This window comes from Micromonospora fluostatini (assembly GCF_050410825.1).
GTDB lineage: Bacteria > Actinomycetota > Actinomycetes > Mycobacteriales > Micromonosporaceae > Micromonospora > Micromonospora rosaria.
In genome coordinates this window covers 5,161,187-5,184,034 of sequence record NZ_CP191251.1, presented here as the reverse complement: position 1 = coordinate 5,184,034, position 22,848 = coordinate 5,161,187, and the positions used below count along the sequence as shown (strand labels likewise).

Annotated in this window: 19 protein-coding genes; 13 read left to right on the top strand and 6 right to left on the bottom strand. The window is 73.0% G+C overall.

Translation table 11 applies throughout. From position 1 onward, the window contains the following. Window positions 1-125 precede the first annotated feature (125 nt). A complete protein-coding gene (locus ACQUFX_RS22820; protein WP_428962356.1) occupies window positions 126-1,598 on the top strand; it encodes an MFS transporter in 1,473 nt (490 codons plus the stop codon). Between the two features lie 118 nt (window positions 1,599-1,716). Continuing rightward, the gene (locus ACQUFX_RS22815) at window positions 1,717-2,028 is read left to right on the top strand and encodes a GNAT family N-acetyltransferase (protein ID WP_428962355.1); all 312 of its coding nucleotides are present in this window, start codon (window positions 1,717-1,719) and stop codon (window positions 2,026-2,028) included. A gap of 98 nt (window positions 2,029-2,126) precedes the next feature. On the opposite strand, the gene ACQUFX_RS22810 is transcribed toward ACQUFX_RS22815, so the two are convergent. The 4 genes from ACQUFX_RS22810 to ACQUFX_RS22795 all read right to left on the bottom strand — a co-directional run bounded on the left by ACQUFX_RS22810 (window position 2,127) and on the right by ACQUFX_RS22795 (window position 5,327). Continuing rightward, window positions 2,127-3,248 (bottom strand): ABC transporter ATP-binding protein, encoded by a 1,122-nt coding sequence (locus ACQUFX_RS22810; RefSeq protein ID WP_428967039.1) that lies wholly within the window; start codon window positions 3,246-3,248, stop codon window positions 2,127-2,129. 8 nt (window positions 3,249-3,256) lie between these two features. Then, window positions 3,257-4,027 carry an ABC transporter permease gene (locus ACQUFX_RS22805; protein ID WP_428967038.1) on the bottom strand — a complete coding sequence of 257 codons (771 nt, stop codon included), beginning with the start codon at window positions 4,025-4,027 and terminating at the stop codon, window positions 3,257-3,259. 92 nt (window positions 4,028-4,119) lie between these two features. Then, window positions 4,120-4,905: a molybdate ABC transporter substrate-binding protein gene (modA, locus tag ACQUFX_RS22800; protein ID WP_428962354.1), complete on the bottom strand. Its 786-nt coding sequence runs from the start codon at window positions 4,903-4,905 to the stop codon at window positions 4,120-4,122. Further along, a complete protein-coding gene (locus ACQUFX_RS22795; protein WP_428962353.1) occupies window positions 4,902-5,327 on the bottom strand; it encodes a TOBE domain-containing protein in 426 nt (141 codons plus the stop codon). Before ACQUFX_RS22795 ends, modA begins: the two co-directional genes overlap by 4 nt. 377 nt (window positions 5,328-5,704) lie before the next feature. Between ACQUFX_RS22795 and ACQUFX_RS22790 the strand changes: the two genes are divergently transcribed. The 3 genes from ACQUFX_RS22790 to ACQUFX_RS22780 all read left to right on the top strand — a co-directional run bounded on the left by ACQUFX_RS22790 (window position 5,705) and on the right by ACQUFX_RS22780 (window position 7,641). Beyond that, window positions 5,705-6,772, top strand: coding sequence for a sporulation protein (locus ACQUFX_RS22790; protein ID WP_428962352.1), 1,068 nt, complete (start codon window positions 5,705-5,707; stop codon window positions 6,770-6,772). A 144-nt stretch (window positions 6,773-6,916) separates the two neighbouring features. Beyond that, on the top strand, window positions 6,917-7,141 hold the full coding sequence (locus ACQUFX_RS22785; RefSeq protein WP_428962351.1) for a hypothetical protein: 225 nt from the start codon (window positions 6,917-6,919) through the stop codon (window positions 7,139-7,141). Between the two features lie 233 nt (window positions 7,142-7,374). Beyond that, on the top strand, window positions 7,375-7,641 hold the full coding sequence (locus tag ACQUFX_RS22780; protein ID WP_428962350.1) for a GlsB/YeaQ/YmgE family stress response membrane protein: 267 nt from the start codon (window positions 7,375-7,377) through the stop codon (window positions 7,639-7,641). 95 nt (window positions 7,642-7,736) lie between these two features. Here the strand turns inward: ACQUFX_RS22780 and ACQUFX_RS22775 are convergent, their stop codons facing one another. Beyond that, window positions 7,737-8,753: an acetylxylan esterase gene (locus ACQUFX_RS22775; RefSeq protein ID WP_428962349.1), complete on the bottom strand. Its 1,017-nt coding sequence runs from the start codon at window positions 8,751-8,753 to the stop codon at window positions 7,737-7,739. A 71-nt stretch (window positions 8,754-8,824) separates the two neighbouring features. Then, window positions 8,825-9,862, bottom strand: coding sequence for a LacI family DNA-binding transcriptional regulator (locus ACQUFX_RS22770; RefSeq protein WP_428962348.1), 1,038 nt, complete (start codon window positions 9,860-9,862; stop codon window positions 8,825-8,827). A 285-nt stretch (window positions 9,863-10,147) separates the two neighbouring features. Here ACQUFX_RS22770 and ACQUFX_RS22765 point away from each other — a divergent pair, with 285 nt between their 5' ends. From ACQUFX_RS22765 to ACQUFX_RS22730, 8 genes are all read left to right on the top strand, one after another. Next, the gene (locus ACQUFX_RS22765) at window positions 10,148-12,541 is read left to right on the top strand and encodes a beta-xylosidase/alpha-l-arabinosidase (protein WP_428962347.1); all 2,394 of its coding nucleotides are present in this window, start codon (window positions 10,148-10,150) and stop codon (window positions 12,539-12,541) included. Between the two features lie 11 nt (window positions 12,542-12,552). After that, window positions 12,553-13,533: an ABC transporter permease gene (locus ACQUFX_RS22760; protein WP_428962346.1), complete on the top strand. Its 981-nt coding sequence runs from the start codon at window positions 12,553-12,555 to the stop codon at window positions 13,531-13,533. Continuing rightward, window positions 13,530-14,444, top strand: coding sequence for a carbohydrate ABC transporter permease (locus ACQUFX_RS22755; RefSeq protein ID WP_083978371.1), 915 nt, complete (start codon window positions 13,530-13,532; stop codon window positions 14,442-14,444). The genes ACQUFX_RS22760 and ACQUFX_RS22755 overlap by 4 nt, the downstream gene beginning before the upstream one ends. A gap of 59 nt (window positions 14,445-14,503) precedes the next feature. Next, entirely contained in the window at window positions 14,504-16,141 is a 1,638-nt protein-coding gene (locus tag ACQUFX_RS22750) for an ABC transporter substrate-binding protein (RefSeq protein WP_428962345.1), read from the top strand. Between the two features lie 108 nt (window positions 16,142-16,249). Beyond that, complete coding sequence (locus ACQUFX_RS22745; protein ID WP_428962344.1) at window positions 16,250-17,812, top strand: GH39 family glycosyl hydrolase; 1,563 nt, start codon at window positions 16,250-16,252, stop codon at window positions 17,810-17,812. After that, window positions 17,809-18,492: a hypothetical protein gene (locus ACQUFX_RS22740; protein WP_428962343.1), complete on the top strand. Its 684-nt coding sequence runs from the start codon at window positions 17,809-17,811 to the stop codon at window positions 18,490-18,492. Before ACQUFX_RS22745 ends, ACQUFX_RS22740 begins: the two co-directional genes overlap by 4 nt. Next, window positions 18,489-20,522 carry a beta-galactosidase gene (locus tag ACQUFX_RS22735; protein ID WP_428962342.1) on the top strand — a complete coding sequence of 678 codons (2,034 nt, stop codon included), beginning with the start codon at window positions 18,489-18,491 and terminating at the stop codon, window positions 20,520-20,522. The genes ACQUFX_RS22740 and ACQUFX_RS22735 overlap by 4 nt, the downstream gene beginning before the upstream one ends. Continuing rightward, window positions 20,519-22,666, top strand: a complete 2,148-nt coding sequence (locus ACQUFX_RS22730) for an alpha-glucuronidase (RefSeq protein ID WP_428962341.1) — start codon at window positions 20,519-20,521, stop codon at window positions 22,664-22,666. The genes ACQUFX_RS22735 and ACQUFX_RS22730 overlap by 4 nt, the downstream gene beginning before the upstream one ends. Window positions 22,667-22,848: the final 182 nt, after the last annotated feature.

Sequence of the window (22,848 nt, the reverse complement as noted above, 5' to 3'; positions counted from 1 at the left end):
CGTCCCACTGGCGTACGTCGTAGCCGTCGTCGGTATCCCCGCGGTAACTGAGGGACGGCGAAGTTCCGTCTTCCACGCCTGGTGATGCTGCCCGACGATGCACCTGGTTACAACAAGGAACCGAGGTGCGTACCGGGAACCTGCTGGGGTTCGCCGGAGGGGAGCTCACGATGGTCAGCGGATCCGGCCGGTTCGACGCCCGCTCCTGGGGGGTCCTGCTGGTGCTCTGCGGGGCGATCTTCCTGGAGGGCGTCGACGTGGCCATGCTCAACGTGGCCCTGCCCGCCATCCGGGACGACCTCGGCCTGTCCACCGGCACGCTCAGTGGCGTGGTGAGCGCGTACGTCCTCGGGTACGGCGGTTTCATGCTGCTCGGCGGGCGGGCCGCCGACCTGTACGGCCGCCGCCGGATGTTCCTGACCTGGCTGACGGTCTTCCTGGTCTTCTCCGGTCTCGGCGGGTTCGCCACCGAGGGGTGGATGCTGCTGGTGTCCCGGTTCGTGACCGGGGTCGCGGCGGCCTTCCTGACCCCGGCCGGGCTGGCCCTGGTGACGGCCGCCTTCCCCGCCGGGCCGCGACGGACCCGGGCGCTGGGGGTGTACGCGGCCATCGCGGCGGGCGGCTTCTCGCTCGGGCTGGTCGCCGGGGGCGCGCTGACCGAACTGGGCTGGCGGTGGGTCTTCTTCGCCCCGGTGATCTTCGCGGCGGTGCTGCTGCTCGCCGCGCTGCCGCTGGTGGCCCCCGACCCGCCGGTGACCCGGCCGAGGGCCGGGTTCGACGTGGCCGGCGCGGTCAGCCTCACCGGCGCGATGCTCCTGCTCGCCTACGGGGTGGTCCGGCTGGAGCACGGCGGCGACGGGATCGGGGTCACCCTGGGTTTCCTCGCCGTGGGGGCGGCCGTGCTCGCGCTCTTCGTCGCGGTGCAGCGGCGGGCGGCCGACCCGCTGGTCCGGCTGGGGATCTTCCGCCGGGCCGCACTGGTCCGGACGAACGTCACCGCTCTGCTGTTCATGGGGGCGTTCGCCGGGTTCCAGTTCATGGTCACCCTCTACCTCCAGGAACTGCGCGGGTGGAGCCCCCTCCAGACCGGGCTGGCGATGCTGCTGGTCGCCCTCGACCTGCTGCTCGCCCCGACCCTGACGCCGTGGCTGGTGCAGCGGTTCGGCACCACCCGGGTCCTGTTCTTCGGCCTGCTCGCCGCCGTGGCGGCGTACGCGCTGTTCCTGCCGGCGCGGCTGGACTGGGCGTACGCGGCGATGCTGCCGACCATGGTGCTGCTCGGTCTCGCCTTCGCGCTGGCCTACGGCCCGTTGACAATGGCCGGCGTCGAGGGGGTCGACGAGCGGGAGCACGGGCTCGCCGGCGGCCTGCTGTACACCTCGATGCAGTTCGGCATGGCGCTGGGGATCTCCGCCGTCACCGCCGTCAGCGTGGCCGTGGCCCGGGGACCCGGGACGACCGGGGTCACCCTGGACGCGGTCCGCGCCGGGCTGGTGCTGCCGCTGGTGGCGGTCCTGCTCGCGGCGGTCGTCACCGCCTTCGGCCTGCGCGCCCGCGCCACCACCCCGACCCCCGACCCCGCCCGGGCACCCGTCTGACCCACCCCGGCCCGCACCCGCGTCCCACGCCGCACCGGACCGCAGCGGACCGGCCGGGGCGGGGGGGTAGCCTGGTCGGCCCCGCACCACCCCGCCTACCCGGAAGAGGCCACCAGGGATGGAGATCACCGTCACCGACGTGTCGGACGAGCAGCGGTACGAGGCCCGGGTCGACGGTGACCTGGCCGGGTACGCCAGCTACCTGCGGGGTGTCGGGAACGTCCTCGTGCTCACCCACACCGAGATCCTGCCCGGGTACGAGGGCAGGGGCGTGGCGAGCACGTTGATCCGGGGCGCGCTCGACGACGCCCGACACCGGCAACGGAAGGTGGTGCCGGTCTGCCCGTTCGTCACCCGCTTCCTCGACCGGCACGGCGCGGAGTACGCCGACCTGGTCCACGACGCCAGCACCGGCGCCCCGCCGGAGTGAAAGGAAGGGCCCCTTCTTAACGCATACGGTAGAGAAGGGTCCCCTTCTTGCCACCCCCCCCCCGGAAGGCGCGGCGGTGCGGGCGGGAGCGGGTGGGGCTAGTGGGGTGGGGCAGCGGGGTAGGCGCGGGTGGCGGCGGGGTCGACCACCGCCCAGAGCTGCTGTCCGGGGGTGAGCCGGAGGCGGGCGGCGGTGGCCGGGGTGACGTCGGCGACGGTCTCGACCGGGCCGCTCAGTTCCACCCGCAGGTGGTCACCGTGGCGCTGGACGCCGGTGAGCGTGGCCGGCCAGGCGTGCGGCACGTCCCCGCCGGGGCGCTCCGGGAGCAGGGTGACGGCGGTGGGCGGGAAGACCACGAAGGCGTCGCCGGTCACCCGGTCGGCGGTGCCGAGCACCAGGCCCGACCCGAGGCGGACCTGCCGCCCCGTCGCCTCGCCCCGGTAGAGGTTCAGCCCGACCAGGCGGGCCACGTAGTCGGTGCGCGGCCGGGCGGTGACGGTCGCCGGGTCGCCGTCCTGCACGACCCGGCCGTCCTCGACGATGACCAGCCGGTCGGCCAGGGCGAGCGCGTCCAGCGGATCATGGGTGACCAGGACCGTCGCGCCGGGGTGCGCGGCCAGGTGCCGGTGCAGTTGGGTACGGGTGTCCAGCCGGGTCCGCGCGTCCAGGGCGGCCAGCGGCTCGTCGAGCAGGAGCAGGGTCGGGTCGACGGCGAGGGCGCGGGCCAGGGCGACCCGTTGCGCCTGCCCCCCGGAGAGCCGGCGCGGCCGGCGGTCGGCGTACCCGGCCAGTCCGACCCGGTCCAGCCAGTCGGCGGCCCGGGCCCGGGCCGCCCGCTTGTCGAGGCCCTGCCGCCGGGGACCGAACGCCACGTTGTCCAGCGCGCTGAGGTGGGGGAAGAGCAGGTACTCCTGGAACACCACGCCGATGCGGCGGTGCTCGGGCCCGACCAGGTGCCGGCGGTCGGGCCGGTCCAGGTCGACCCCGTCGAGGGTGAGGTGACCGGCGGTGAGCGGTTGCAGCCCGGCCAGGGCGCGCAGGGCGGTGGTCTTGCCCGCGCCGTTCGGGCCGAGCAGGGCGACGACCTCCCCGGCGGCCACCCGGAGCCGGACGTCGAGCCGGAAGACGCCCCGGTCCACCACGAGGTGCCCGTCCAGCAGCGCGGCGGTCGGGCGGGGACGATCCTGCGGTACCTCGACCGGGCGGGACCGGTCCCGCAGCGGGCCGGTCACGAGGTGCCGATCCAGCGGTCCCGGAGCCCGGCGAGGATCGCCACGGAGACGACGAGCAGGATCAGGCTCAGCACGATCGCCGCCTCCAGGTCGGTCTCCAGGGCCAGGTACACCGCCAGGGGCATGGTCTGGGTGGTGCCGGGATAGTTGCCGGCGAAGGTGATGGTCGCGCCGAACTCGCCGAGCGCGCGGGCCCAGGCGAGCACCGCCCCGGCCGCCACGCCGGGGGCGACCAGGGGCAGGGTGACCCGGGTGAAGGTGGTCCACCGGCCGGCCCCGAGGGTGGCGGCGGCCTCCTCGTACCGGGTGTCGGCCCCGCGTAGCGCCCCCTCGACGGCGATGACCAGGAACGGCATCGCCACGAACGCCTCGGCGAGCACGACCCCGGTGGTGGTGAACGGCAGGGTGAGGCCGAACGTCTCGTCGAGCCACCCGCCGAGCAGGCCCCGCCGGCCGAAGACCAGCAGCAGCGCCACCCCGCCGACCACCGGGGGCAGCACCAGCGGGACGGTGACCAGGGCCCGGACCAGCCGCCGGCCGGGGAAGTCGACCCGGGCGAGCAGCCAGGCCAGGGGGACGCCGAGCAGCAGGCAGAGCAGCGTCGCCAGGGTGGCGCACACCACCGACAGCCGCAGCGCGGTGAGCACGCCCGGCGCGGTGAGCCGCTCCGGCAGGGTGGCCCACGGGGTACGCACCAGCAGCCCCGCCAGCGGCAGGGTCAGGAAGACCAGCCCCAGCCCGGCCGGCACCAGCAGGGCGACCGGCACCCGGCGTCCGCCCTGCCGGGCCGGTGACCGGCGCGCGGGCCACCGGGCGGCCGGCCGGGTGGGGGTACCGCCCGGAGCGGCCGGGGTGCCGGTCACGGGGCCTGGAAGCCGGCCTCGGTGAGCACGGTCCGGCCCGGCTCGGAGAGGACGTACGCGACGAACGCCTGCGCGCCGGCCGGGTTCGGGGCGTCCCGCAGCACGACGATCGGGTAGTCGTTGACCGCCCCGGCCGACTCGGCGAACTCCACCCCGTCGACGTCGGTGCTGGCCCGGACGTCGGTGCGGTACACCAGGGCGGCGTCGACCTCGCCGAGGGTCACCTTGGAGAGCGCGCCCTTGACGTCCTGCTCCAGGGTCACCGGGGTCAGGCGGACCTGGGCGGCGGTCAGGGCCCGCCGGGCCGCCGCGCCGCAGGGCACCTGCTCGGCGCAGAGCGCCACCCGGACGTCCGGGCCGGTCAGGTCGGCCAGCCCGGCGATCCCCTTCGGGTTGCCCTTCGGTACCGCGATGACGAGCTGGTTGCGGACGAAGGTGGTGGGCTCGGCGTCGGCGTGCCCGGCGTCGGTGACGGTGGTCATGGTGGCGGGGGCGGCGGAGGCGAAGACGTCGGCCGGCGCGCCCTGGTTGATCTGCGCCGCCAGGCCGGAGCTGCCGGCGAAGTTGAACCGGACGGTGACTCCGGGGTGCGCCGCCTCGAACTGCGTACCGATGGTGGTGAAGGCCCCGGTCAGGGAGGCCGCCGCGAAGACGGTCACCGTGCCGCCCACGGCCGACCCCCCGCCGTCGGCGGGGCGTTCGTCGCCGCCGCAGCCGGTGGCGGCCAGCAGCGTGGCGACGGTGGCGGCGGCCAGCGCGGTACGGATCGTCCGGATGCTCACGGGGTGCTCCTCGTTCTGCCGCCGGTGCCGGGAGCGGCCCGCTCCACCACCACCGTGGTCGATTTGATCACCGCGACCGCCACCGAACCGACCTGGAGCCCCAGCTCGTCGACGGCTTCCCGGCTCATCAGCGACACGATCCGGAACGGGCCGGCCTGGATGTCGACCTGGGCCATCACGGCGTCGCGGACCACGGCGGTGACGATCCCGCGCAGCCGGTTGCGGGCCGAGGACTCCTCGGCCCGGTCGTCGGGCCGGGCGCCCTGGACGCGGACGAACGCGGCGAGGTCCACGCCGTCGATGAGCCGGTGCCCGTGCTCGTCCCGGTCGGCGGGCAGTCGCCCGGCGTCCACCCAGCGGCGGACGGTGTCGGTGCTCACGCCGAGGAGGTCGGCCGCCTCACTGATCCGGAACACGGTCACCGGATCAGGATAGCTGTCGCACCTGCCGGGAAGAAGACTACGAAAAGGCCGCTGATGCCAGCCTTTGGTGGTCATCGTGCTGGCATCTGCTGAACAGGGGCGGGGCTCGGCCGCCGGCGTGCCCGGGGCCGGGTGCGGGTGCGGGCCGGGTCCGGTCGGCGCGTCCCGGCTCCCCGCAGGCCACCCGAGCAGGGAAATTGCCTCTCGGTAGTGGGTCGATTGCATTCAGCGATCTCTCAGCTTGTGGTGCTAGCTTCCCCGGCAGATCCGAATCCACTGAGGACGACACTGATCGCCTTGTGGGACAAGGGTTGTCGTGAGATGAATTCACGTGCTGGTCGGGCGTTCACGCCCGCCGGCTGGCGAGGGGAAAGTACGTGGTCTTCAAGAGGATGCTGGGTGCGTTCGGGGTTGGCGGACCCAGCGTCGACACGGTCCTGTCCAATCCGAACACCCGCCCCGGGTTGCTGCTCGACGGGCAGGTGAACCTGACCGGCGGCAGCCACGACGCCGAGATCGACCACATCTCGCTCGGACTGGTCACCCGGGTCGAGGTCGACGGTGCCGAGACGGAGCACGACGCGACCGTCGAGTTCCACCGCGTCCAGGTGGCCGGGGGCCTGCACCTGCGCGAGGGGCAGCAGGTGTCCCTGCCGTTCCGGATCCCGGTGCCGTGGGAGACCCCGGTCACCGACCTGTACGGCCAGCACCTGCACGGCATGACGATGGGGTTGCGGACCGAGGTCGCCATCCGGGGCGCCGTCGACAAGGGTGACCTGGACCCGGTGCAGGTCCACCCGCTGCCGGTGCAGGAGCGGATCCTGGAGGCGTTCGGCCGGCTGGGCTTCCAGTTCAAGGGCGCCGACCTGGAGCACGGGTACATCTCGGGCCTCCAGCAGAGCCTGCCGTTCTACCAGGAGGTCGAGTACTACGCCGCGCCGCAGTACGCGCACGGCATCAGCGAGGTCGAGCTGACCTTCGTCGCCAACGAGTACGGCGTGGACATCGTGCTGGAGTTCGACAAGCGGGGTGGCCTGTTCACCCCCGGCCACGACTCGTACGGCCGGTACCGGGTCGCGCACACCGACGCCGACCAGGTCGACTGGGCGGGCCAGGTGGACGGCTGGCTGCGCCAGGCGCTGGACCAGCGGCAGTCGCTGCTCGGCGGCGGCGGGTACGGCGCCCCGGGCGGGTACCCGCCGCCCGGCTACGGCCAGCCCGCCTACGGGCAACCGGGTTACGGCCAGCCTGCCTACGGCCAGCCGGGGTACGGCCCGCCGCACGGCGGCCACTACGAGGAGCACCACGAGCGGCGCGGCCCCGGGATGGGCGCGGTCGCGGCGGGGGTCGTCGGTGGCGCGGCCCTCGGCTTCGCCGGTGGCATGGTCGCCGACGAGGTCTTCGACGCCTTCGAGGGCGACGAGGACGGCGGCGACGAGGGCTGACCAGCGACGCCGGGCGGCACCGGCCGGCATCCGGTCACCCGAGGCTGCCCACAGTGGACCCGGGCGCGGGTCTGATGATCTAATTCGGTAGGTTCAACCATATCCGGTCGTTATGTCCCGATCGGTTCTCTCGAAGGAGTGTGCATGCCCGTCACCGCCGACCTCACCAAGCTCGTCGACAAGGCCTACCAGGACAAGTCCCTCGCCGAGCTGGTCGACGCCCCGGTGGCCGCCCTCGCCGGGGTCAGCGACGGCGACGCCAAGCTGCTCAAGGAGGCCTTCAACATCACCACCGTCGGCGACCTCGGCCGCAACCCGTACTTCCGGACGGCGCAGGCGCTGGTCGCGCTCTCCGGCGGCGCCCGCTGACCCACGCCCGGCGCCCGGCGGTCACCGGTGGCACCCCCACCCGACCGCCGGGCGCCGACGTGCGTGGTGGCGATCCCGGGAGGCGTGCGGGTCCGGCGGGCGGGTGCGACGATCGGCGCACGGGCGGGTGACGGTCACGTGACGAATTCCCCGGACGGTGGCACAGGGGTGTGACCGGCCGGGTCGACCGGGCATGATCATGAAGCAGGACACCTGTCGAAGGGACGGCTCCCGTGGAAGTTACCGGCTTCTTCACCGCCATCGTCATCGGCCTGATCATCGGTGCGCTGGGACGGCTCGTCGTACCGGGCAGGCAGAGCATCCCGATCTGGCTCACCCTGGCCATCGGCGTGCTCGCCGCGCTCCTCGGCACCCTCGTGGCCGGCATCCTCGGCGTCGACGACACCCGTGGCATCGACTGGATCGAACTGGCCCTCCAGGTCGGCTTCGCCGCGATCGGTGTCTCCGTCGCCGCCGGCCGGTACGGGCGACGCCGCTGACCCGCCGGCCACGCGGTTGACCCGACGGGCGACCCCGCTGGCGCACGCAGCCGGCGACGCGGCCGGGGCGGCCCGACCGCGTCGGGTGGCGGCGGTCAGCTCCGGTCGGCCGACCCGGCGGGTGCGGTCACCCGCACGATCCCGTCCAGCCAGCGCAGTTGGCGGCGGGTGTGCACGGCCTCCCCGCCCTCGTGACCGTTGAACGGGTAGACGTGCATCTCCCGCTGCGGCCGTCCTGCCCGGCCGCCGGCCGCGCCGTACTGGTTGTACGCGGCGAAGCCGGTGCTCGGCGGGCAGACGTTGTCCCGGAGGCCGATGCCGAACTGGGCCGGTGCGGTGGCCCGCCGGGCGAAGGTGACCCCGTCCACGTACGACAGCGTGCGCCGGACCGCCCCCTCCGCCGTCCGGTGGACCGCCAGGTACCGGGCGATCTCGCCGTACGGCTGGGCGTCGGTCAGCTCGATCGCCCGCTGGAGGTGGCAGAGGAACGGGGCGGTGGTGAGCAGCGCCGCGAGGTCGTGGACGAGTCCGGCCACCGCGAGGGCGAGCCCGCCGCCCTGGCTGTTGCCGACGACCGCGACCCGTCCGGCGTCGACGCCGGGCAGCGCCCGGACCGCCGCGACCGCCCGGACGGCGTCCGTGATCAGGCGACGGTAGTGGTACCGGTGCGGGTCGAGGATGCCCCAGGTCACCGGCCAGGGGCCGCCGGGTGCGCCGTGCGGGTCCGGGGTGTCGCCACTGCTGTACTGACCGGCCTGGCCCCGGCTGTCCATCAGCAGGTGCGCGTACCCGGCCACCGGCCAGGTCAGCCGCTCGTGCGGCAGGCTCCGGCCGCGCCCGTAGCCGACGTACTCGACGACCGCCGGCAGCGGCGTGTCCACCCCGGCCGGGCGGGTGTACCAGGCCCGGACCGGGTCGCCGCCGAAACCGGCGAAGGTGACGTCCCAGGTGTCGACCAGGCGCAGGCCGGTCGGCTCCGGGCAGACGTCGACGAGGACCGGCCGGTCGGCGGCCTCGGTCAGGGTGGTCCGCCAGAACTCGTCGAAGTCGGCCGGCTCGGCGACGGCGGGCGCGTACCGCTGGAGCTGGTCGAGGGGCAGGTCGAAGGGCATGGGTCCTCGCAGGGTGGCCGGACCCGGGCTCCCGCGCCGGGCCACGGTCGCGCCGGGCCGGCGTCGCCGGGTCAGGGGTGGTCGGGTGGGGGTGCGGTGCTCTCCCGGACGATCAGCTCGGTGACCAGGTCGATCCGGCTCGTCGACAGCTCGACCCCCCGGGCCAGGTCGAGCAGCATGTGGGTGGCGGTGCCGGCCATGTCCCGCAGCGGCTGGTTGATGGTGGTCAGGGCGGGACCGATCCAGGCGGCGAACGGCAGGTTGTCGTACCCGATCACGGAGAGGTCCTCGGGCACCCGCAGGCCGAGCTGCCGGGCGGCCCGGAGCACCCCCATGGCCTGCATGTCCGACCCGGCGAAGATCGCGGTGGGGCGGTCGGCGCGGGTGAGCAGCTCCATCCCGTGCCGGTAGCCGGCGTCGACGTAGAAGCTGCCGTACCGGACCAGGGTGGGGTCGACGGTGAGCCCGGCCTCGTCGTGGGCGAACTGGAAGCCGGCGGCCCGCGCCCGGCTGCACAGCACGTCCTGCGGGCCGGAGATGATCGCGACCCGTCGGTGCCCCAGCTCCAGCAGGTGGCGGGTGGCGAGCAGGCCGCCGTTCCAGTTGTTGGAGCCGACGGTGGGCACCGAGGCGGAGGTGGCGCTGTCGGTGTCGACGACGACGAACGGGATGAGCTGGCGTTGCAGTTGCTGCTGCTGCGGCTCGGTCAGGTGGCAGAGCACGAAGAGCACGCCGAGCGGGCGGCGGGCGAGCACCGCGTCGAGCCACTGCGCGGAGGGGCTGTGCGCGCCGCCGAGCTGGGAGACGGCCACGCCCACCCCGGCCGCCGAGGTCACCGCCTCCACGCCCCGCATGATCTCCATGGCCCACTCGGAGTCGAACTCGTGGAAGACCAGGTCGAGCTGGCCGGTGCTGGTGGACTGCCGTTTGGTGCGGCGACGGTACCGGTTGCGCTCCAGGCTCTCCTCGACCCGGGCCCGGGTCTCGGGGGCGACGTCCGAGCGCCCGTTGAGGACCTTCGACACCGTCGCCACGGAGACCCCGACCTCGTCGGCGATGGTGGCGATGGTGGCAGAGGCAGGTGCGGCCGGCGGTCGGGACTCTGTCATCGAAGCCTCATAGAACGCATCCGAAACTTTCGAGGCACCCTAGCACGTTCGGCCCATCGATCGTGCCCGGTGAATGCGGGAATCCGCCGATCACCCGCGCGATGGGGACCGAGCGTCGCGGAGTGGACGATGTCGACGGTCAATTTGAGACCCTTGACACATTCTGACGCGCCGCTTAAGTTGCCGAACCAGGTAACGCGGTTATTGCCGAAACTTTCGAGGCCGTCGCTGTCGTCGTTCGCCCTGACCACGGGGCGCGGGCGGGGTCGAAGCTAAGGGGAACGGATGAGAAGTCAGGTGCCCGTCGACCACGGTCCGGCGCCCCGGGACGCCGCCGCCTGGCGTGATCCGCAGCGGTCGCCGACCGAACGGGCCGAGGCGCTCATCCCGCTGATGACGCTGGAGGAGAAGGTCGCCCAACTCGTCGGGGTCTGGGTCGGCGCGGACGCCTCCGGCGAGGGGGTCGCCCCGCACCAGTCCGACATGATGGGCGACGCCCCGCCGTGGCCCGACCTCATCCGGTACGGGCTGGGCCAGCTCACCCGCCCGTTCGGCACCGCGCCGGTGGACCCGGTCCAGGGTGCCCGCTCGCTGGCCGCCTCCCAGGCGCAGATCGTCGCCACCAGCCGCTTCGGCATCCCCGCCCAGGTGCACGAGGAGTGCCTGACCGGCTTCGCCGCCTGGCGGGCCACTGTCTACCCGGCCCCGCTGGGCTGGGGTGCCGCCTTCGACCCCGACCTGGTCGAGGAGATGGCCGGGCGGATCGGCCGGTCGATGCGGGCCGCCGGGGTGCACCAGGGGCTGGCCCCGGTCCTCGACGTCACCCGGGACTACCGGTGGGGCCGGACCGAGGAGACCATCGGGGAGGACCCGTACCTGGTCGGGACGGTCGGCGCGGCGTACGTGCGGGGGCTGGAACGGGCCGGCATCGTGGCCACGCTCAAGCACTTCGCCGGGTACTCCGCCTCCCGGGGCGGGCGCAACCTGGCCCCGGTGTCGATGGGCCGCCGGGAACTGGCCGACGCCATCCTGCCGCCGTTCGAGATGGCGCTGCGGCTGGGCGGGGCCCGCTCGGTGATGAACTCGTACGCCGAGATCGACGGCCTCCCGGCCGCCGCCGACGAGGACCTGCTGACCGGGCTGCTGCGCGACGAGTGGGGGTTCACCGGCACCGTCGTCGCCGACTACTTCTCGGTGCGCTTCCTTGAGACCCTGCACAAGCTGGCCGACGGGTCGGCCGACGCCGCCCGGCTCGCCCTGCGCGCCGGCATCGACGTGGAACTGCCCACCGTGGACGCCTTCGGCCCCGACCTGGTCGCGGCGGTGCGGGCGGGCGAGGTCGACGAGGCGCTGGTCGACCGGGCGCTGCGCCGGGTGCTGACCCAGAAGGCCGAGTTGGGCCTGCTCGACGGGGACTGGCGGGAACTCCCCGACGACGTCGAGGACCTGCGCCTCGACGACGAGACCAGCCGGGAGGTCGCGCTGCGGCTGGCCCGGGAGTCGGTCGTGCTGCTGCGCAACGACGGGGTGCTGCCGCTCGCCCCGCAGCGGCGGGTCGCGCTGGTGGGCCCGGTCGCGGACGACCCGATGGCCTTCCTCGGCTGCTACTCGTTCGCCAACCACGTCGGGGAGCATCCCGAGCACGGGCTCGGCCTGGACCTGCCCTCGCTGCGCGACGAACTCGCCCGGCTCGTCCCCGGGCTGGTCCACGAACGGGGCTGCGCCATCACCGGCGACGACACCACCGGCTTCGCGGCGGCGGTCGCCGCGGCCGGCGAGGCCGACGTCTGCGTGCTCGCCGTCGGGGACCGGGCCGGCATGTTCGGCCGGGGTACCTCCGGCGAGGGCTGTGACGCCGCCGACCTGCGGCTGCCCGGCGTGCAGGCGGACCTGGTCCGGGCCGTGCTGGAGACCGGTACGCCGGTGGTGCTGGTGCTGCTGGCCGGCCGGCCGTACGCGCTCGGCCCGGAGTTCGCCGGGGCCGCCGCCGTCGTGCAGGCGTTCTTCCTCGGGCAGCGGGGCGGCCGGGCCTTGGCCGAGGTGCTCACCGGCGCGGTGAACCCGTCCGGCCGGCTGCCGGTGAGCGTGCCCCGGGACGCGGGCGGGCTGCCCGCCACCTACCTGTCGCCGCCGCTGGGTCGCCGCTCCGCGGTCTCCTCGGTGGACCCGACCCCGGCGTACCCGTTCGGGCACGGGCTGAGCTACACCACCTTCGACTGGTCCGACGCGACGGTGCTCGACCCGGCGGGGGCGCCGGTGTCCGGTGCCGGGCCGGTGGCCTGGCCGGTCGACGGGGAGACCACGGTCCGGATCACCGTGCGCAACACCGGCTCCCGGGCCGGCACGGAGATCGTCCAGTTGTACCTGCACGACCCGGTCGCGCAGACCACCAGGCCGGTGGTCCGGCTGGTCGGGTACGCCCGGGTCGCGCTGGAGGCCGGGGCGGCGGCGACCGTGACGTTCGGGGTCTGCGCCGACGTGGCGTCGTTCACCGGGCTGCGGGGCCGGCGGGTCGTCGAGCCCGGCGCGGTCGAACTGCGGTTCGGCCGGTCCAGCGGGGACGTGGTGGCCGGTCTGCCGCTGCGGCTGACCGGTGCCGAACGCGAGGTCGGCCACCAGCGGGAACTGCTCACCAGCGTGCGGGTCGAGCCCGCTGTGGCGCTCGCGCAGCCCCGGTAGGAGGGGCGAGGATGACCTCCGAGACGCTCCGGCCGCCGGAGACCGGCGAGCCCGCGCCGGTCGCCCCCGCCCGCCGGGTACGGCCCCGGCGTCGGAGCTGGCGGCAGGCGGTGCGCCGGGACTGGCAGCTCTACTCGCTGGCCGTCCTGCCGCTGCTGTTCTTCCTGGTCTTCCGGTACCTGCCGATGCTCGGGAACGTGATCGCGTTCCGCCGGTTCCAGCCGGGCGGCAGCATCTTCGGCGAGTACTGGGTGGGCCTGCGGTACTTCCGGATGTTCTTCGCCGACCCGACGTTCTGGCAGGTGTTCACCAACACCCTGGTCCTGGGGGCGTTGACCCTGCTGTTCTGCTTCCCGTTGCCGATCGTGCTGGCGCTGCTGCTCAACGAGGTCCGGACCCGCAAGCTCAAGCGGTTCGTCCAGTCGGTGTCGTACCTGCCGCACTTCCTGTCGATCGTGATCGTGGCGGCGATGGTGATGCAACTGCTCGCCATGGACGGCGCGGTGAACCAGCTCGTCCGGGCCACCGGCGGCGACGGGGTGCCCTTCCTGCAACGGGCGGAGTGGTTCCGGACGATCTACGTCTCCTCGGAGGTCTGGCAGACCGTCGGCTGGGGCACGATCCTCTACCTCGCCGCCCTCACCACCATCGACGGCAACCTGTACGAGGCGGCCCGGATCGACGGGGCGAGCCGGTGGCGGCAGACCTGGCACGTCACCCTGCCCGGGATCCGGCCGACCATGGTGACGCTGCTGATCCTCAACATCGGCACCTTCATGGCGGTCGGCTTCGAGAAGATCCTGCTGCTGTACAACCCGTTGACCTACCCGACGGCGGACGTGATCTCGACGTACCTGTTCCGGATGGGCTTCGAGTCCAGCAACTTCAGCTACGCCGCCGCGATCGGCCTCTTCGAGGCGGTGATCGGGCTGGTCCTGGTGTTGACGGCGAACCTGATCTCCCGGCGCACGGTGGGGACGAGCCTGTGGTGACCCTCGGCACGAAGCGGGCCGCCCGCCGCCCGCGCGGCCCCCGGGACACCCGGGGCTACCGGGTCTTCCAGGTGGTCAACGGCATCATCCTGACCGCCGTGGTGATCGTGACGCTGTACCCGTTCGTGAACATCGTGGCCCGGTCGCTCAGCGACGAGGCGAACATCATCGCCGGGAAGGTGAACCTGCTCCCGCAGGGGTTCAACCTGACCGCGTACAAGCTGGTCACCTCCGACCCGATGTTCTGGACGAACTACCGCAACACCGTCGTGTACACCGTGGTCGCCACCGCCATCTCGATCGTGTTGACCACCTGCTACGCGTACGTGCTGTCGAAGCCGCAGCTCAAGGGGCGCGGGGCGCTGGTCGGCATCGCGGTGTTCACCATGTTCTTCTCCGGTGGGCTGATCCCCAACTACGTGCTGATCACCAGCCTGGGCATGAAGAACAGCATCTGGGCCGTGGTGATCCCGAACGCGATCAACGTGTTCAACCTGCTGGTGATGAAGGCGTTCTTCGAGAGCCTGCCGACCGAGCTGGAGGAGGCCGCGGCGGTCGACGGGCTGAACACGTACGGCATCCTGCTGCGGATCGTGCTGCCGCTGTCCAAGGCGATCATCGCCACGATGGTGCTTTTTTACGCGGTCTCCTTCTGGAACTCGTGGTTCACCGCGTTCCTCTACCTGGACCGGCAGGAGTTGTTCCCGGTCACCGTCTACCTGCGCAACCTCATCGCCGGGGCGACCGGCGCCCAGTCGGCCGGCGGGGTCGCCGACGCCGACGCGGTCCAGGCCGCGGCGACCCTCCAGGCGGTGACCATCGTCCTGACCACCCTGCCCATCCTGACGGTCTACCCCTTCATCCAGCGCTACTTCGTCTCCGGCGTGATGCTCGGCGCGGTCAAGGGCTGACCCGGGCCGGCCGGCTCGCACCGTCCACCCCACCACCACCGATACCGAAGGGACCAGCCATGCTTCACCGATCATGGCGCCGGGTGGCGTTGGCCACCGCCGGTCTGCTCGCGTTCAGCCTCGTCGGCTGCTCCGAGGAGCCGGCCGAGTCGACGGACCTCACCGAGAACCGGGCCGGCGCGATGGCCGAGTACGGCGTCGGCGACCAGTTCACCGCCACCGAGCCGCTGTCCTTCTCCGTGCTCTACAACAACCACCCGAACTACCCGTTGAAGAACGACTGGCTGTTCTGGTCGGAGCTGACCAAGCGGACCAACGTGACGCTGGAGCCGGTCGCCGTGCCGCTGAGCGACTACGAGCAGAAGCGCAGCCTGCTCATCGGTGCCGGGGACGCCCCGCTGATCATCCCGAAGACGTACCACCCGGCCGAGAACGCGTTCGTCTCCTCCGGCGCGGTCCTGCCGGTGAGCGACTACCTCGACCTGATGCCGAACCTCAAGGACAAGATCGAGAAGTGGCAGTTCCATCCGGAGCTGGACTCGCTGCGGCAGTCCGACGGCAAGTTCTACCTGCTGCCGGGGATGGAGGAGAAGCCCACCCAGGACTACTCGCTGGTGATGCGCACGGACATCCTCGACGAGCTGGGCCTGGCCGTCCCGAAGACCTGGGACGAGGTGTACGCCGCGCTCAAGGCGATGAAGGCGAAGTACCCGGACACGTACCCGTTCTCCGACCGGTGGGGCAAGCCCACCCCGGGCGGGGCCCTGCTCAACTTCCTCGGCGCGTCCTTCGGCACCAACGCCGGCTGGAACTACCAGCACACCACCTGGGTACCGGCGGAGAAGAAGTTCGTCTACACCGGGGCCAGTGAGCAGTACCGGCAGATGCTGGCGTACCTGAACAAGCTGGTCGCCGAGGGGCTGATGGACCCGGAGAGCTTCACCCAGGCCGACGACGCCGCCCGGCAGAAGCTCGCCAACGGCAAGTCCTTCGTGATCAGCGGCAACGCGCAGACCCTGGTCAACGAGTACCGGCCGGACCTGGCGCGGACCAACCCGGCGGCCAAGCTCGTCAAGATCCCGCTGCCGGTCGGCCCGGCCGGTGAGATCAACCCGGCCGCCCGGACGGGCAGCGGCGGCATCATGATCTCCACGAAGGCCCGGGAGAGCAAGAACTTCGTGGCGATGATGCAGTTCATCGACTGGCTCTGGTACTCCGACGCGGGCCAGGAGTTCAGCAGGTGGGGCGTCGAGGGGACCACCTTCACCAAGGATGGCTCCGGCAAGCGCGGCCTCACCGGTGACGTCGACGTCGTCGGCCTCAACCCCAAGGGCAGCAAGCACCTGCAGAAGGACTTCGGCTTCTACAACGGGGTCTTCGCCTACGGCGGCAACCTGGAACTGGTGCAGTCGTTCTTCTCCCCGGAGGAGCTGGAGTTCCAGCAGGTGATGAACGCCCGGACCCCGGTCCAGGTGCCGCCGCCGTACCCGCTGACCGACGAGGAGCGCGAGCAGGTCGCGCTCTGGGAGACCCCGCTGAAGGACCACGTCACCCAGAACACCCTGAAGTTCGTCCTCGGCCAGCGCCCGCTGACCGAGTGGGACGCCTACGTCACCGAGCTGAAGAGCAAGAACCTGGACGCCTACATGCAGCTCGTCGACAAGGCCCACGACCGCTTCCAGAAGGAGAACGGCTAGCCCGGCGGTCCGGCCGGGCCCCGACGGTGGCCCGGCCGGACCCGCCTTCACCCGTTCCCGTTCCCGCCTCCGCCCGTCCCCGCCCCGCGCACGACCAGAGGACCAGCCATGCGGATCACCGTTCCCGACCAGCCCACGGGCCGGCTGACCGACGCCTGGCGTGCCTGCGTGGGCACCGGCCGCTTCGAGTTGGCCCTGCGCCGGGACTACCAGGACTCGCTGGCCCTGGTGCAGCGGGACATCGGCTTCCGGCACATCCGGGGGCACGGCCTGTTCAGCGACGGCGTCGGCGTGCACCGCCCGTACGAGTACGCGGGCGAGCGCCGGGTGCACCACAGCTTCACCTACGTCGACCAGGTCGTCGACGCCTATCTGGAGCTGGGCGTCCGGCCCTTCGTGGAGCTGGGGTTCATGCCCTCCGGGCTGGCCTCCGGCGAGCAGACCGTCTTCTGGTGGCGGGGCAACATCAGCCCGCCCCGCTCCCACACCGAGTGGGCCGACCTGGTCCGGGCCACGGTCTCCCACCTGGTGGACCGGTACGGCCTCGACGAGGTGCGCGGGTGGCCGATCGAGGTGTGGAACGAACCCAACCTGGACATCTTCTGGCCCGGCGCCGACCAGGACGCCTACCACCGGCTGTACGAGGTCTCCGCGCACGCCGTCAAGGAGGTCGACGCCGGGCTCCAGGTCGGCGGGCCGGCGATCTCGCCCGGGTCGGACGAGTGGCTGGTGCCGTTCGCCGAGTTCGTCACCGACCGGAACGTGCCGGTGGACTTCGTCAGCCGGCACGCGTACACCTCCGGGCCGGCGGAGCACGTGCCGTTCGGCACCTACCAGACGCTCGCCCCGGCGACGGAGCTGCTGGCCCAGTTCGCCGCCCCCCGCAGGCACCTGGCCGGTACCGCGCTGGCCGACCTGCCGGTGCACATCACCGAGTTCAACTCGTCGTACCGGCCGGACAACCCGATCCACGACACCGCGTTCCACGCCGCGTACCTCGCGCCCGTGCTGGCCGGCGGCGGGGACCTGGTGGACTCCTTCTCGTACTGGACGTTCAGTGACATGTTCGAGGAGGTGGGCATCCCCACCGCGCTCTTCCACGGCGGGTTCGGCCTGCTCACCCACCGTCAGCTCAGGAAACCCACCTACCACCTGTACGCCTTCATGGCCCGGCTCGGCGACGAGGTGCTGGCCCGGGGCGCGGACCACCTGGTCACCCGGCACCCGGACGGCCGGGTGGCGGTGTTGGCCTGGGCCCCGGTCGACGTCACCGGCCACGAGCCGGTGCCCGACCGGCACCCCGTGTCGCTCTCGGTGCCGCTCGGCCCGGCGGGTACCAGCCCGGCCGGCACCAGCCCGGCCGGCACCGGGTCGGCGTTCCTGCTGCGGCGGTCGGTCAGCGAGGAGGCGGGCAACGTCCTCGCGGCCTGGCGGGAGCTGGGCCGTCCGCGTTCGCCCCGGCCCGGCCAGCTCGACGCGCTGCGGGAGGCCGCCGAGCCGGCCCGGAGCCACCGGGCGCTGCCGGTGCGGGCCGGTCGGGTGGACCTCGACCTCACCCTGGCCCGGCACGAGGTGACCCTGGTCGAGTTGACCCCGGTGGTGGACGAGACCCCGCCGTGGTGCGACGACGCCCGCCTGCTCGGCGGGGCCGACCGGCGGGAGCGGCCGTGACCGCGCAGACCTGGCGGCAGTTCGGGGACGGCCCGCTGTCCCGGGGGGCCGCGCACGTGTACACCCTGCTGGTGGTGGGGGTGCTGCTGGTCGCCACCACCCTGCCCGGCCTGGTGCCGCTGGTCCTGCTCGGCTCCGACGTCAGCAACCTGCCGCTGGTGGCGGCCTGCCTGCTCCCGGTCGGCCCGGCGGTCTCCGCCGCCCTGTACGCGCTGCGTCACCAGCGTCCCGACCTGACCGACCTGCGCCCGGCCGCGCTGTTCCTGCGCGGGTACCGGGCCAACCTGGGCGGGACGCTGCGGATCTGGGTGCCGCTGCTGGCCTGGCTGACCGTCGTCGCGGTGAACCTCGCCAACCTCGCCGCCGCCGCCGTCCCCGTCTGGTGGGGGGCGCTGCTGGTGCTGGTCGGGGTGGGGGTGACCCTGGTCGGGGCGAACGCGCTGGTGGTCACCGCGCTGTTCACCTTCCGCACCCGTGACGTGCTGCGGCTGGCCCTCTACTTCCTGGTCCGTACGCCGAGCGTCACCGTCGGCACCGGGCTGCTGCTGGCGGCGGCGGTCGCCGTCACGGTGCTCTTCTCCGAGGCGGTGCTCGCCCTCGTCGGCGTCCTGTTCGTCCTGTCCCTGCTGCGGATCGGCGATCCAATGATCACCATCGTGGAGAAGGAGTTCACGGCATGAGCCTCCCGGTCACCCGGAAGGTGCCCTTCGGCGGGGACTACAACCCCGAGCAGTGGCCCGAGGACGTGTGGAAGCAGGACTACCGGCTCTTCGACGCCGCCCGGATCGACACCGTCACCCTCGGCGTCTTCACCTGGGCGCTCACCCAGCCCGCCGAGGACATCTACGACTTCGGCCTGCTGGACCGGATCGTCGAGCGGGCCACCGCCGAGGGACGCGGCATCTGCCTGGCCACCGGCACCGGCGCGCACCCGGCGTGGCTGGCGACGGCGTACCCGCAGGTGTGCCGGGTCGACTTCGAGGGCCGGCGGCACCGCTTCGGGCAGCGGCACAACTCCTGCCCCAGCTCCCCGGTGTTCCGGCGGCTCTCCGCCGAACTGGCCCGTCGGGTGGCCCGCCGGTACGCCGGCAACCCGGCGGTCGTCGCCTGGCACGTCGGCAACGAGTACGGCGGGGCCTGCTACTGCGAGCTGTGCGCGGCCGGCTTCCGGGACTGGCTGCGGGCACGCTACGGCAGCCTGGGCGAGCTGAACGCCGCCTGGTACACCACCTTCTGGTCGCACACCTTCACCGACTGGGCGCAGATCGAGCCGCCGTCCGCGCTGACCGAGCACTGGCGCGGCCCCGACCACACCGCCTTCCAGGGCATCACCCTGGACTACCTGCGGTTCATGTCGGACGCGATGCTGGCCAACTTCCGCGACGAGAAGGCGGCCATCCGCGAGTCCAGCCCGGACGTGCCGGTCACCACCAACTTCATGGGCATGTACCGGCCGATCGACTACCACCGCTGGGCGGCCCACCTGGACTTCGCCTCCTGGGACAACTACCCGCCCGACGACGAGTCGGCGGCCCGGATGGCGCTCACCCACGACCTGATGCGCGGGCTCAAGGACGGCCAGCCGTTCTGGCTGATGGAGCAGACCCCCAGCGTCACCGCCTGCCGGGACGTCAACCCGCTCAAGCGGCCCGGCCTGATGCGACTGTGGAGCTGGCAGGCGGTGGCGCACGGCGCGGACGCGGTGCTCTTCTTTCAGATGCGCGCCGGTCGGGGCGCCAGCGAGAAGTACCACGGCGCGGTGATCGGGCACGCCGGCCGTGCCGACACCCGGGTCTTCCGCGAGGTCGCCGAGCTGGGCGCGGAGCTGGACCGGCTGGGCGGGGCCTCGCTGGGCGCGCGGACCCCGGCCCGGGTGGCGCTGCTGTTCGACTGGGACTCCTGGTGGGCGCTGGAGATCTCCGACGGCCCGTCCCGGCTGGTCCGGTACCAGCAGGTGGTGCTGGCGTACCACCGGGCGCTCTGGGACGCCGGGGTGGACCTGGACGTGGTCGCGGTGAGCGCCGACCTGTCCCGGTACGACGTGGTGCTCGCCCCGGTGCTGCACCTGCTCAAGGGGGACGTGGTCGCGCGGCTGGAGGCGGTGGCCGCCCGGGGCGGCTCGGTGCTGACCACGTACCTGTCGGGGCGGGTGGACGAGCAGGACAACGCCTTCCTGATGGACGTCCCCGGTCCGCTCGGCCCGCTGACCGGGGTCCGGGTCGACGAGTGGGACGCCCGGGGCCCGGAGGTGGTCAACCCGGTCCGTCTCGGCACCGGCGACGACGCCGTGGAGGTCGAGTCGCGGCTGCTCTTCGAGCTGGTCGTCCCCGAGGGGGCGGAGGTGGTCGGGACGTACCTGGCCGACTTCTACGCCGGCACCCCGGCGGTGACCCGCAACGCCTTCGGCGACGGGGACGGCTGGTACGTCGCCGCCGGGCTGGACCAGACCGGGATCTCCTGGGTGGTCCGGCAGGTGCTGGCCCGGCACGACCTGCTCGGCCCGTACCCGGACGTCGCGGACCTGGAGTCGGCGGTGCGGGTCGCCCCGGACGGCACCCGGCTGCTCTTCCTGCTCAACCACCGGGCCGAACCGGTCGAGGTGACCGCCGTCAGCGGTGGCGTGGACCTGCTCACCGGGGACCGGGTGACCGCCGGGGCGGCGCTGCGGCTGCCGGAGCGGGGCGTCGTGGTGCTGCGGGAGGAGCGGTGAGCGCCCCCATGGCGGGCTCCCCCGGGGAGCCGGCGACCGTCACCGGCCACCCGCACCGGTTCGGGGAGCCGAGTGTGCACCCGGCCTGGCTGCCCTCGGAGGCGTTCCGGGCGCTCGGCTCCCGCCGGGTCCTGGTGCACGGCGACGGCCCGCTGGTCGACACCGTCGAGACCGAGGTCACCTGGGCCTGCTCCCGGTTCGGCGGGCAGGCGCTCGTCGCCCCGTACCGGGACGAACCGGTCGACCTGGTCCTCGCGCTGCGCTGGGCCGGGCCGCTGCCCGCCCCGGCGACGCGGGCGCTGGCACCGCTGAACGAGACCGGCGGCGGGCTCGGCGACGAGGGTTTCCTGCTCACCCGGGTCGGCGACACGACGGTGCTGCTGGCCGGAGGTCCGGCCGGGCTGCTGTACGGGCTGTACCACGTGGTCCGGCTCGGCGAGGCCGCCTTCGACCCGGGGCTGGTGACCCGGCGGCACCGGCCCGCGCTGCGCCGCCGGATGCTCGACCACTGGGACAACGTGGCCGTGCACCCGGTGATGGGCCAGGTCGAACGGGGGTACGCGGGCGGCTCGATCTTCTGGCGTAACGGCGGCCCGCGCCGCGACCTGGCCCGGGTCCGGGCGTACGGGCGGCTGCTGGCGGCCTGCGGGATCAACGCCGTCTCGGTGAACAACGTGAACGTCGGCGCCACCGAGGCGCGGCTGCTCACCGAGCGGCTCGGCGACGTGGCCGAGATCGCCGACGCGCTGCGCCCGTTCGGCGTGCGGGTGCACCTGTCGGTCACCTTCGCCGCCCCGGTGGTCCTCGGCGGCCTGCCCACCGCCGACCCGCTCGACGAGAAGGTGCGCTCCTGGTGGGCCACCACCACCCGGCAGGTCTACGAGCGCATCCCCGACTTCGGCGGGTACGTGGTGAAGGCCGACTCGGAGGGGCAGCCCGGCCCCTTCACGTACGGCCGCAGCCACGCCGACGGGGCGAACCTGCTCGCCGAGGCGCTGGCCCCGCTCGGTGGGGTGGTCCACTGGCGGGCGTTCGTCTACAACCACCGCCAGGACTGGCGGGACCGGCGCACCGACCGGGCACGGGCCGCGTACGACCACTTCGCCCCGCTGGACGGCGAGTTCCGCACCAACGTGATCCTCCAGGTGAAGTACGGCCCGATCGACTTCCAGACCCGTGAGCCGGTCTCCCCGGTGATCGCCGCGATGCCGGCCACCCGGCTGGCCGTCGAGATGCAGGTGACCCAGGAGTACACCGGCCAGCAGCGGCACGTCTGCTACCTCGGCCCGTTGTGGCGCGAGATCCTGGGCTTCCGGCCGTGGGGCGAGGACGGGCGGACCGTCGCCGCGGTGGTCGCCGGTGAGCCGGCGAAGGGCCCGACCCGGACCCGGTCCGGCCCCGGTGGCGGCCTGGTCGCGGTCGCCAACGTGGGCGACGACCCGTACTGGTGCGGGCACCCCCTCGCGCAGGCCAACCTGTACGCCTTCGGCCGCCTCGCCTGGGATCCCGAGCTGGATCCGGCGGCCGTCCTGGACGAGTGGATCGACCTGACCTTCCCGCCCACGGCGACGGAGGACCCCGCCCTGGTCCGGGAGACGGTGCACGCGATCATGGACGACTCGTGGCGCACCTACGAGCGGTACACCGCGCCGCTGGGCGTCGGCTTCATGGTCAACCCCGGCAACCACTACGGGCCACAGGTCGACGGGTACGAGTACAGCCAGTGGGGCACGTACCACTTCGCCGACCGGGACGGCGTCGGCGTGGACCGGACCCGGGCCACCGGCACCGGCTACACCGACCAGTACCCGCCGCCGTGGCGGGACGTGTACGAGTCACCCGAGACGTGCCCCGACGAGCTGCTGCTCTTCTTCCACCACGTGCCGTACGACCACGTGCTGCACAGTGGCAGCACCGTCATCCAGCACATCTACGACACCCACTTCGCCGGGGTCGAGCAGGTCGAGGCGATGTTCCGGCGCTGGCAACTGCTCGCCGGGGTGATCGATCCCGCCCTGCACGAGCGGGTCACCGACCGCCTCGACGAACAGGTGCTGAGCGCACGCGAGTGGCGCGACCACATCAACACGTACTTCTTCCGCAAGTCCGGCGTGCCGGACGCGAAGGGACGGCGAATCCACTGACTCACCCGGTCGGTCCTCGCGGGCTGGACGTGGCACACCAGATCGGCGAAGACGTCAGGAGTGACGAGCCCGGGCGCGGATAAGTGCCCTCCGGAGCGGACGCCCACCCGGCACCACTCGGCAGTAGGGCCCTTTCGAACTGCCCGCACCGACGGGGCAACCACCTCACCGCGTCCGGCCAG

Excerpts from the sequence above, each read along its gene's own strand:
- ACQUFX_RS22815 (WP_428962355.1), top strand. The coding sequence starts at position 1,717 with ATGGAGATCACCGTCACCGACGTGTCGGACGAGCAGCGGTACGAGGCC.
- ACQUFX_RS22785 (WP_428962351.1), top strand. The coding sequence starts at position 6,917 with ATGCCCGTCACCGCCGACCTCACCAAGCTCGTCGACAAGGCCTACCAG.
- ACQUFX_RS22775 (WP_428962349.1), bottom strand. The coding sequence starts at position 8,753 with ATGCCCTTCGACCTGCCCCTCGACCAGCTCCAGCGGTACGCGCCCGCC.
- ACQUFX_RS22770 (WP_428962348.1), bottom strand. The coding sequence starts at position 9,862 with ATGACAGAGTCCCGACCGCCGGCCGCACCTGCCTCTGCCACCATCGCC.
- ACQUFX_RS22765 (WP_428962347.1), top strand. The coding sequence starts at position 10,148 with ATGAGAAGTCAGGTGCCCGTCGACCACGGTCCGGCGCCCCGGGACGCC.
- ACQUFX_RS22760 (WP_428962346.1), top strand. The coding sequence starts at position 12,553 with ATGACCTCCGAGACGCTCCGGCCGCCGGAGACCGGCGAGCCCGCGCCG.
- ACQUFX_RS22750 (WP_428962345.1), top strand. The coding sequence starts at position 14,504 with ATGCTTCACCGATCATGGCGCCGGGTGGCGTTGGCCACCGCCGGTCTG.
- ACQUFX_RS22745 (WP_428962344.1), top strand. The coding sequence starts at position 16,250 with ATGCGGATCACCGTTCCCGACCAGCCCACGGGCCGGCTGACCGACGCC.
- ACQUFX_RS22735 (WP_428962342.1), top strand. The coding sequence starts at position 18,489 with ATGAGCCTCCCGGTCACCCGGAAGGTGCCCTTCGGCGGGGACTACAAC.